The organism is Paenibacillus forsythiae T98, from assembly GCF_000520735.1.
Classification (GTDB): domain Bacteria; phylum Bacillota; class Bacilli; order Paenibacillales; family Paenibacillaceae; genus Paenibacillus_AQ; species Paenibacillus_AQ forsythiae.
Genome location: NZ_ASSC01000432.1, coordinates 1 through 9,717 on the forward strand (window position 1 = coordinate 1; position 9,717 = coordinate 9,717).

Genomic DNA, 9,717 nt, shown 5'->3' on the forward strand with positions numbered 1-9,717 from the left:
AGTCTAACGAGATCCAGCGTCAGAACGGGGAGAGACAGGGAAGCGGGATAAGCCAGGTAGCGCGGCTCCCATTCCGGCGAGAATTTCTCTTTGTAGCGGCGCAGGCCCAGAAATCCGTACCAATGGCCGCCGTGCTTGAACACGACATGGGCCATTTTCTCTTCGCGAAGCGAGCCCGCGTTCCGTCCTACGCTGGACAGAGGCGCGTTTCCAAGGTTAAAGCTCTTGTACCCCTGAGCCTTGGCCCATTCCAGCATGGAAATAAACAGGAAATCCATCGTTCCGTTCGGACTTTTCAGGCGGTGGCGCATCAGGTCGATGGACACGGCAACTCCGTTGTCATAGCCCGGCGCAATCGAGGCGAAGGCGGTGACGGCGCCTCCGGCATCCCGGAGCAGGGCGATCGGCGCAAGCTGCAAGTAAGACTCGTTGAACCATCCGAGCGAAAATCCTTTTTCCGCCCTGCCTCTCAGCCATTCCTCGGAAATCGAACGCAGCTCATTCAGCAGCTCTGGCGAATGCGGAGGCTCCGCAAGCTCGAACCGGCAGCCTTCGCGGACAAACCGGTTGCTCACGCTCCGCAAGTCGCTGTGTCTCTTGCCGCCAAGGGTGAATCCGCCCAGCTCCACACGCGCTTCCTCGCCAAGCTTGAAGAAATGATAGCCCTGCTCATGGTAGATCGGCAGGAAACCAGGCGTCGCCTGATAGAAGACGACGGACAGACCGTATCTGTCAGCCTCCGTCCTGAATTCGCTGATGGCGTCATTCACCAGACTCCTAGGGCCGAGCGGGTCTCCGAGGACGACCGCCTTGTCCCGCACTTTCGCGAACGGAAGCATGACCTTGCCGCCTTGCGCCCAGTAGAAGCTCTTGTCGCCCGTGAAGAGCATATGGGTCAGCGCGTTGCCGGGCTCCGTCCTCAGATAGCGCCGCAACCGGTCCATGTCCGGCGGCGCGGTCAGCGCCTCCGCGCGGCGGTTGGGCCGCAGCGCCATAATCATGGAGAGCAGCAGCCACGCGGCCACAAGCCCGCCCACAGCCGTATACGCGAAGTGGCCGTGGTGCTGTAGCCACTCGGGCTCCGCGCCGGGCCGCAGCGCTTTAAAGAAACCCCGGTGCGAGTAGCTGGCGAGCAGATCGAAGCTCAGGGCGATGCCCGAGGTCAGCAGCAGCCACCACAGCAGGCTGTGTCGCGAAACCGGCGCGCTGACCCGGTAGAAGCGCGATCTTGACAGCCACAGCAGAAAGGCAACGAACAGGAGAAAGAGCGCCTCTTCGTAATCGAACCCCTTGGCGAAGGCGAATACCGCGCCAAAAGCCAGCGTAATGCTTGACCAGATATAGGCTCTGCGGATGCGCAGCGAGATGCCCCGGGACAGCAGCACCAGCATGAAGCCGATGACCACGGCCAAATGATGGGAGATTCGCATGATCGGCAGCGACAGAAGGCTCTCCATGAAGCGCAGCCGGGACAACAGCTCGGGCGTGGCCGCCGACAGCAGCAGAAGGAGGCCGGCGACAAGCACCAGCTTGCCGAGCGCCCATACGCCAAGATCGCTGAGAAAGGTATACTGTCCGGGCCAGCCCCAAATTCTCTGCCAGGTATTCAGCGGGGTGTCCACGACCGAGCTGCGCAGCAGCCGTATGCCCTGCTGCCCGATTTCGAGCGCCGCCAGCACAAGCCCGACCAGCCAGGGAATGACGAAATAGAACAGCCGGAAAATAACGAGCACGGCCATCGCCCGCTCGCTGGAGTACCCCATCTGCTGAATGCCCAGCAGCGCGATCAGATCAAATGCGCCGATGCCTCCGGGAGCCATGCTCAGGATGCCCGCAATCGCCGCAATCACGTAGAGACTCATCATCGGCTGAAAGTGAACCCCTCCCAGCAGATGCTCCGCGATCACCGAAAAGGCGATTCCCGCGCTGATCCACTCCAGAAGCGAGGAACCGACCGAGGCGTATACCGTCATCCACGGCGTCCTCCCCCCTCCCCGGTTGATCCATTTGGCGAACAGCGAGGAGCGCTGCACCATGACGAATAGAGGAAGATACAGCGCCATCCCCCAGACGGCGAATACCAGCCAGTGATGCTCGTCCAGCAGCCCCTCCGCCGGCAAAATGCCAAACAGACTGGCCCAGGACAGCAGCGACAGACCCGTAATCATCACCGGGGATAAAAAAACGATTGCCGGTGTCAGAACCGAAGTTGGCACCCCGCTTTTTTTGTAGAGCAGCGTACGCAGACCGACACCCGCCAGACCGGCAAAGCCGATCATATTATTGAAGGTATTGGCGATCCACGAATAGCGGAAGGTGCTAAAGACCCCGACTTTCATCCGAAAGTGGGCGCGGATCAGAAAATCATAAGCGCTCATTGCCGCCACCGCCGCCAGCGACGCCCCCAGCATCTGCAAAATATCCTGCGCCGGGATTCGCCTCAGCTCCTGAAGCGTCCGGGCAAGCCGGATTCCCCTAAGCTCATGCTGCCCTTCCCAATATACAAGCGCGATCATCAGCACCGGAAACAGCGCCCGCACCGCCTTGATGCGATAAATCGAGATCAGCAGCCTCACCAGCTTCAGTTGTTCCAGTCGTGGTTTATGTACATGCATATCTTTACCTGCCTTTGGTTGCCTAAGCCGCGCCTTTCACCCTGTCCGGTCCGAAAATGCGCGGTTATGAATAAGTACCTATACTGTTAGACGGCAGCCGTCTCCATATCCCTGAAATCCTCTGAAAAAAGCTCACCGCGATACAATGGCAATCATTTTATATGAAATCAGGCTGTTCCAAGTGTATCATAGCCGCCACCGCCAGAAAACCGGCACCCTCGCTTGAGACGAGCCGCGCCTTGAGGTTTTTACCATCCTGGACAAAAATAAAAGCCCCTCGCTTCCCGCCGTACAGGGGGATGAGGAGCTTGGTATAAAGCTGCGGGACGAAGTCCATTTGCTTTGGAGTTCATATCTGTGCTTCTGCCTTTCAGGATTTCTTAAGCTCGGGCTTTTATAATGACCGTAAATTAAAGCCAAGAATGAGAGGAGAAGAGTCCTTGAGTCTGATCAAAAATCATAAATGGCTCGCCGCCCTGACCCTGGCGCTGCTCATATCGCTGGGCCTGTGCGTCTATTCCCTGGCACAAGTAAGCGACGGGGCCGCCGGTTCCGGCGCCTTCACGCGCCAGAGCGGCGGCGCGGGAGCATACTTTCGCGGCGGCGAGAGCGGCGAGCTTCCGGGAGGCCGGAGCGGAGCGCAGGATGGATCGACGCGCGGTTGGCAGGGCACGGCGGGCGGCGGCTCCGGCGCAGTCTCCGGGGCCGGACGGGAGAGCGCAGCGGACGGAGTCGATTCGCTGAGCGCAGCAAGCGGCAGCCGGTACAGCTCCGGTGAAGGACAGGACGGCGCCGGGCAGAGCATGGCGCCGGGCAGCTCGCAGAACATGGCGGGCAGCGGCGCAGGCTTTACACGCCCTTCCGGGATGAACGGCGGCGCAGGCTTTGGAAGCGACGGGCAGTACGGAATCGCGCTGGCCGTCTACGCGGCGCTGTTCGCCGGGCTGCTGGGAGCGGCCTTCCACTCTGCGAGCACGGGCAGGCTGCACGTTAACGAAAGCCGCAGAGGGCTTGTCATCGGCCTGCTGCTTGCTGCGGGCCTGTGCCTGAAGCTTGCCGCCGCCCCGTGGATTTCCGGGTACCGGGGCGACATCCGCTTTTTTACAACCTGGGCGCAGACGGCGGCGGACGGCCTCGGCGCCTTTTACGAGAACAGCTCCAGCGACTATCCGCCGCTCTACATGTACATTCTGTATGCTACCGGCAAAATCGTCGCGCTGCCGCAGGTTCAGCCCTTTTTCCTGACGCTGATCAAGCTGCCTTCCATCCTGGCGGATGCGGTTACCGCGTTTCTGCTGTACAAGGCGGCGAGCCGCTACCTCCGGTTCGAGACAGCCTTCCTGATTGCCGGTTTCTACATGTTCAACCCGGCGGTGCTGATCAACGCCACATTCTGGGGACAGGTGGATTCCTTTTTCACAATGATCGTGGTCGTGTCCATATTTGCAATGACCCGGCAGAAGCTCGGCTGGGCGGCCTTCTTCCTGACCCTCTCCATTCTGATGAAGCCGCAGGGCATCATCTATGCGCCGGTGCTGCTGTTCGCGCTGCTCCGGACGGGCAAGCCGGGGCCCTGGCTGAAAGCGGCGGCGATAGCCACCGTGACAACCGTGATCGTCGCGCTGCCCTTCTCTCCGGGCACAAGCCCGCTGTGGCTCTACCAATTGTACAGCGGCACGGTGAACGAGTACCCTTACGCCTCGGTGAACGCCTTCAACCTGTTCGGGCTGCTCGGAGCCAACTATGAGAACTCTGCGTCGCCGCTTCTGTTCCTCAGCTATCATGTCTGGGGCCTGATCTTCATCATCGCGGCCACGCTCCTGTCCGGCTGGCTCTACCTGCGCAGCCGGAGCGCGGCGTTCGCCTCGCTGTCCGCCCTGCTGCTCATATCCGGCGTGTTCACCTTCTCGTCGAGCATGCATGAGCGCTACTTGTTCCCGGCGGCGGCGCTGGCGCTGCTGGCCTACACCCGGTTCCAGGACAAGCGCCTGCTGTGGCTGGCCTTTGGCCTTAGTGCGACGATCTTTCTCAACACATACGCCGTCTACTACGGTTATACCAGCCGCGACGGCCATATCGGCTTCCTGCTGTTCTTCTCGGCGCTGCTGAACATCGCTCTGTGCATCCTGCTCATTAAAGTGATGCTCGATGCGTCGCGGCGGCGAGGCGCCCCGAATGTTGAGCCTGCTCTCCTGCCGGAGCGGCTATAGCCGCAGCTTGTATCACACGCCGACAAAAAGGCAGCGGCCCCCGGGACTATATCACATGTCCCGGAGCAGCCGCTGCCTTTTTTCAAATAAATCCGCCATTAACGCGAACGGTCTGACCCGTCACCCACTGCGACTCCGGGCTGGCCAGAAACAGCACCACCTTGGAAATATCCTCCGGCTCGCCCAGACGTCCGAACGAATTGGAGCTGCCTACGGCCTTGATCTGCTCCTCCGTCTTCCCGGCAGTGAACAGCTCCGTGTTCACCGGACCGGGTGAAACCGCGTTAATGGTAATGCCTTTCGGTCCAAGCTCCTTCGCCAGCTGGCGGGTGAACTGCTCCACGGCCCCCTTCGTTCCGGCATAGGTGCTGTAGGTCGGGAACATCTGGCCCGCCACCGACGTGGAGAAGTTAATGATGCGCCCGTTCTCCTTCATGTGCAGCGCCGCCTGCTGGGTAGCAAAGAAAGTCCCTTTGACATTGATCGCAAACTGCTTGTCGAAATCGTCCTCCGTTACGCTTGCGATCGGCTTCGTAATCATGATGCCCGCGTTGTTAACGAGGATGTCCACCTGACCGTAAATCTCCAAAGTCTTCCGGAACAGGCTTTCGATCTCCGCCACCTTGCTGATATCCGCCTGAATCGCCACCGCTTCTCCGCCGCTCTGCTTGATTCCGGCTACCACTTCCTCCGCTTTAGCCGGGCTGCTGGCGTAATTGACGACAACCCTGGCTCCATTCGCTGCCAGCTCCTCCGCGATTTTTTGTCCGATTCCCCGCGATGCGCCCGTTACCAAAGCGACTTTGCCTGCAAGCTTCTTTTCCACCCGTATATCCCATCCTTTTTTTGTAGGGTTACCCAAAATACGTCCGGCTCTAACAATCCCCCAGGTCCAGGGCGATGCGCCCCGGCGCCCAAGCGCCCGGTATTATGCCTATTGATGGTTTTGATTATAGAGTGGCACATATCAAATGTCAAATGACAAAAATATATTTTTGTCATTCAGCAAGTTGTTTTAGTCCCTTTCACAAAAAATACGCCTCTTAGAAACAAGCAGCGGGAACCCCGGCCTGTTCTAAAAGGCGTATTTTACTTAAGTCCGGAGAGCAGCAGACTCCATACCGCAGCGAAATCCTCGTCGACCGTCTCCGATGACCATTCATGGGCGTGGGCCGGATGATGAAAGCTCTCCGTCGCCAGGAACACCGATCTGGCAACGGCATCCGCCGTGCCCGGCTTGAACTCGCCCGCCCGCATGCCGCGTTCGATGATCGACGCAATCTGCTTCATCAAGCGATCAACATGCATCGTAAGCATAGGGCCTCGCTCCAGCGTAACGGCCGCATACATGGCGAACATCTCGGCGTCCTCCGCCGCGTAATCCCGCTTCTTCTTGATAAGCGCCTCCAGCCATAAGCGCAACTGCTCCGCTGCGCTCCCTTCGGCCGTGCCCGCAATCCCCTCCAAAGGCCCGGCAATGCTCTGGTCGAGCCACCTCTCCGTGACAGCCTCCCGCAAAGCGGCTTTGCTCGCGAAATGCCGATACAGCGTTCCATGACTGACCTGAAGCGATTTGGCTATATCGATAACGGAGGTTTTATCGGGTCCATAACGGCGCAGCACCTGCTCAGCGGCATCCAGAATCATGTCTTTCGTAAGTGGCAAATCATTCGTCATGATACTTTAAGAGCAATCGTTCATTATTATGGGCTATTGGCCTTTGATTGGATTGCTCGCCGCCCCCTTCCGGGTATTATCATAGCACAGGCGATAATCCAAACAAATATCAATATCGTTATTTTGTCATGCTAAAAAAGAACGCAGAATCGCGTCTTCCCCCGTGATCCCGCGTTCTTCCATATATGAAACGGGCCGCCCCGGCCTTGAAGGAGGCTCAGGACGGTCCCGGAGCTGCCCAGCAGGCGCCCGGCGCATCATGTATCAGAAGCTTTGGCTGTCCAGCCAGTCCTTCGCCGCCTCAGCTTCGCCGGCGCTCAGCCGGTGCCCCTGGTTGCTCCAGTGCAGGGTGACCTCCGCGCCCGCGCCGGTCAGCAGCTCATGAAGCTCCCTGGTCTCCGCTGCCGAAACGAGCGGATCGTTAACGCCCGCGCCGATGAAGACGGGCACACCGCTGAGGGGCTGAGGGGCAAGACCTCGCAGCGGAACCATTGGATGCAGCAGCGCCGCCGAAGCGAACAGGTTCCCGTAATGCAGCAGCAGACTGCCCGCGATATTGGCTCCATTAGAATATCCTACGGCCACAAGCCGGGCGGGGTCAAAGCCGTATTTTACCGCCGCTTCGTCCAGAAAGGCCTTCAGTTCATGCGTACGCGCGATCAGATCGGCTTCGTCGAAGACGCCTTCGGACAAGCGCCGGAAGAAACGGGGCATCCCGTTCTCCAGCACATTGCCCCGGATACCCAGTAGGGACGAGCCAGGCGACAGCATGTCGGCGAGCGGCAGCATATCGTGCTCGTTGCCGCCCGTCCCGTGAAGCAGCACCAGCGTCGGCTTCGAGGCATCCGAACCTTGCCGGAAAATATGAATCATTCCGCCTTCACCTCCAGCTCCCGCACCACAAATGGCGCCAGATTGCGCTCAATCTCCGCCCGGTGCGGCTCATACCATGCCGGGAGCATCAGCTTTTCGCCCAGGTGATCCGCTTCCTCGTCGTTCGCAAAGCCAGGAGGATCGGTCGCAATCTCGAACAGGATGCCGCCCTCTTCACGGAAGTAAATGGCGTTGAAGTAATTCCGGTCCTGCACCGGCGTTACATGGAAGCCCCGGCTTTGTACAAAGTCCTTCCATTCCAGCTGCTCCGCATCGTCTTTAGCGCGCCAGGCGATATGATGCACCGTGCCGCTGCCCCCCGCGCCAAACGGCAGCGGGTCGCTCTTGATATCGACAATGTTGCCGAGCGGTCCCTGCGCTTTGAAGCGCACATAACCGTCTCCTTCGGCTATCCGCTCAAAGCCGAGCGTATGGACCAGCGTGTCTTCAGTGCTCGCCGGATTGATGCTGTACAGCACCGCTCCGCCAAATCCCTTGATGGCATGCTCTACCGGAATCCCGCCGAATGACCAGGCGCTTAAAGGCCCTTCCTCCCGCTCCACCAGCTCGACCCGCAGGCCGTCATAATCAGCCAGGGAAAGATAAGTCTCCCCGATGCGCTGAATGGTGGTAAAAGGAATGTCGTACGCGTTCAGCCGTTCTTCCCAGAAGCCGAGTGAACCGGCAGGCACGGCATAGGTCGTCACGCCAACCTGGCCACTGCCGATTCTTCCCTTGCGTCCTATAGGCGAAGGAAAGAATGTGATGATCGTACCCGGCGTACCGCTTTCATTGCCGAAATACAGGTGATAGACCTCCGGCGCGTCGAAATTGATTGTTTTTTTCACCAGCCGCAGTCCGAGAATGCCTGCATAAAAGTCCGCGTTCCGCTGCGCGTCCTGAACGAACGCCGTAATATGATGAATGCCTGCCGTTTGAAGTGTCATAATAATCATTCTCCTTTCGGGATTAGAAGGTCAATCGATCAGAACAACAGATGGTCCAGCGAAATGGAGCCGGGGCCCGCCAGCGCGACACCCGCCGCCACAACAAGCAATGTCAATGGATATTCATAACCGTTCGCAGTGGCCCAGAAACCATTGGACAAATGCACTTTCATCGCTCCCGCCATGGCTAAGATCAGCATCACAGCTCCAACCGGCGTGAACAGCCCCGCAGCGAACAGCAGCCCGCCCCCAAGCTCAAGAATGCCGGCCAACACCGCCATCGCCACGCCCGGCTTGATACCGACCGATTCCATCCAGCCGCCCGTTCCCTTCGGGCCGTAGCCGCCGAACCATCCGAACAGCTTTTGCGCACCATGACCGATAAAGGCAACACCGATAAACAAACGAATCAACAATAATCCAACACTAATCATTTTTATTCTCTCCATTCTCTTGTGTTTAATAATCTTTACTTTAAGATATTTGGCAAAAATATATGGGTCTTCCCGGCAATCAAGCTAGGAGCCGACCCCTTTCCCGAGCAGCTTCAACCATTCGGTCGCCTGCTCCTTCTCCTCCGTGCCAAGGCCGCCCATCATTCCGTGAAGCATCGCTACATGCTTCGGAAAGATTTCGTCGAACAGCTTCCGGCCTTCTTCGGTAATCTCCGCGTAGGTCACGCGGCGGTCCTCGCTGCAGGGAACGCGTCTTAGCAGCCCCTTCTTCTCCAGCTTGTCGATGTTATAGGTGATGCTTCCGCTGGTGACCAGAATCTTCTCTCCGATCTGCTGCAGCGGAATACGGGTTCTGTGATAGAGCACCTCCAGCACCATAAACTCGGCGGACGACAGCCCGTAATTCTTCATATCCTTGACCGCCCGGTCCATCAGACTCCGGTAAGCCTTGGACAGAACCACGAATAGCTTCAGCGATGCCGCCTCATCCCGGCCGGGCACTCCACCAGCCACAATCGATTCTTCTTTCAGTCCGCTCATTTCAATCACCTCTCAGTCATCTTGGTGTCGTTTATTTGTCTTTAAGATAATTATCTTTAAGTTAAGATAAATATACATCCTTAATTTTATTTTGTCAACACTTTCGGCGAAATAAACCTGAGGCGCTTTATCCATAGGCCGCGAAATTGACCTGACCCCCAAAAGGGCGTATCCTTTTCTTTGCGAAAAAAGATATCTTCTATAATATAAGGAGGGCTGCGCGGTGACTTTCCCCCGAGGCTCCGGCTATGCCGGAGCACAAGATTTATCTGAGCCAGGACAAGCCCTCCCCGGCGTCCTGATTGTAACCGCCGTGGAGGCCGAGGCGGAAGCCGTCCGGCGCGGACTTGGCGGCGCGGACGGTTTCACCGTTATCGCCGCCGGCGCGGGCCCCGCCGCC

The 9,717-nt window shown here is 58.4% G+C and carries 8 protein-coding genes; 1 reads left to right on the forward strand and 7 read right to left on the reverse strand.

What is annotated here, in order from left to right:
• Positions 1-2,615, reverse strand: a 2,615-nt coding sequence (gene mprF, locus L692_RS0113865; RefSeq protein ID WP_025700733.1) for a bifunctional lysylphosphatidylglycerol flippase/synthetase MprF, incomplete at its 3' end; no start/stop codon positions are given.
• 440 nt (positions 2,616-3,055) lie between these two features.
• On the opposite strand from mprF, the gene L692_RS28800 reads away from it, so the two are divergent.
• Positions 3,056-4,825 carry a glycosyltransferase family 39 protein gene (locus L692_RS28800; RefSeq protein ID WP_025700737.1) on the forward strand — a complete coding sequence of 590 codons (1,770 nt, stop codon included), beginning with the start codon at positions 3,056-3,058 and terminating at the stop codon, positions 4,823-4,825.
• A gap of 82 nt (positions 4,826-4,907) precedes the next feature.
• Here L692_RS28800 and L692_RS0113880 read toward each other — a convergent pair whose 3' ends face one another.
• From L692_RS0113880 to L692_RS0113905, 6 genes are all read right to left on the reverse strand, one after another.
• Positions 4,908-5,651, reverse strand: coding sequence for an SDR family oxidoreductase (locus L692_RS0113880; RefSeq protein WP_025700739.1), 744 nt, complete (start codon positions 5,649-5,651; stop codon positions 4,908-4,910).
• A gap of 263 nt (positions 5,652-5,914) precedes the next feature.
• Positions 5,915-6,490 (reverse strand): TetR family transcriptional regulator, encoded by a 576-nt coding sequence (locus tag L692_RS28805; protein WP_232238791.1) that lies wholly within the window; start codon positions 6,488-6,490, stop codon positions 5,915-5,917.
• 276 nt (positions 6,491-6,766) lie between these two features.
• The gene (locus L692_RS0113890) at positions 6,767-7,375 is read right to left on the reverse strand and encodes an alpha/beta hydrolase (protein WP_025700741.1); all 609 of its coding nucleotides are present in this window, start codon (positions 7,373-7,375) and stop codon (positions 6,767-6,769) included.
• Complete coding sequence (locus L692_RS0113895; protein ID WP_025700742.1) at positions 7,372-8,322, reverse strand: ring-cleaving dioxygenase; 951 nt, start codon at positions 8,320-8,322, stop codon at positions 7,372-7,374. Before L692_RS0113895 ends, L692_RS0113890 begins: the two co-directional genes overlap by 4 nt.
• A gap of 38 nt (positions 8,323-8,360) precedes the next feature.
• Entirely contained in the window at positions 8,361-8,756 is a 396-nt protein-coding gene (locus L692_RS0113900) for a DoxX family protein (RefSeq protein ID WP_025700743.1), read from the reverse strand.
• Positions 8,757-8,840: 84 nt separating this feature from the next.
• Positions 8,841-9,317, reverse strand: a complete 477-nt coding sequence (locus L692_RS0113905; RefSeq protein ID WP_084463196.1) for a MarR family winged helix-turn-helix transcriptional regulator — start codon at positions 9,315-9,317, stop codon at positions 8,841-8,843.
• Positions 9,318-9,717 lie beyond the last annotated feature (400 nt).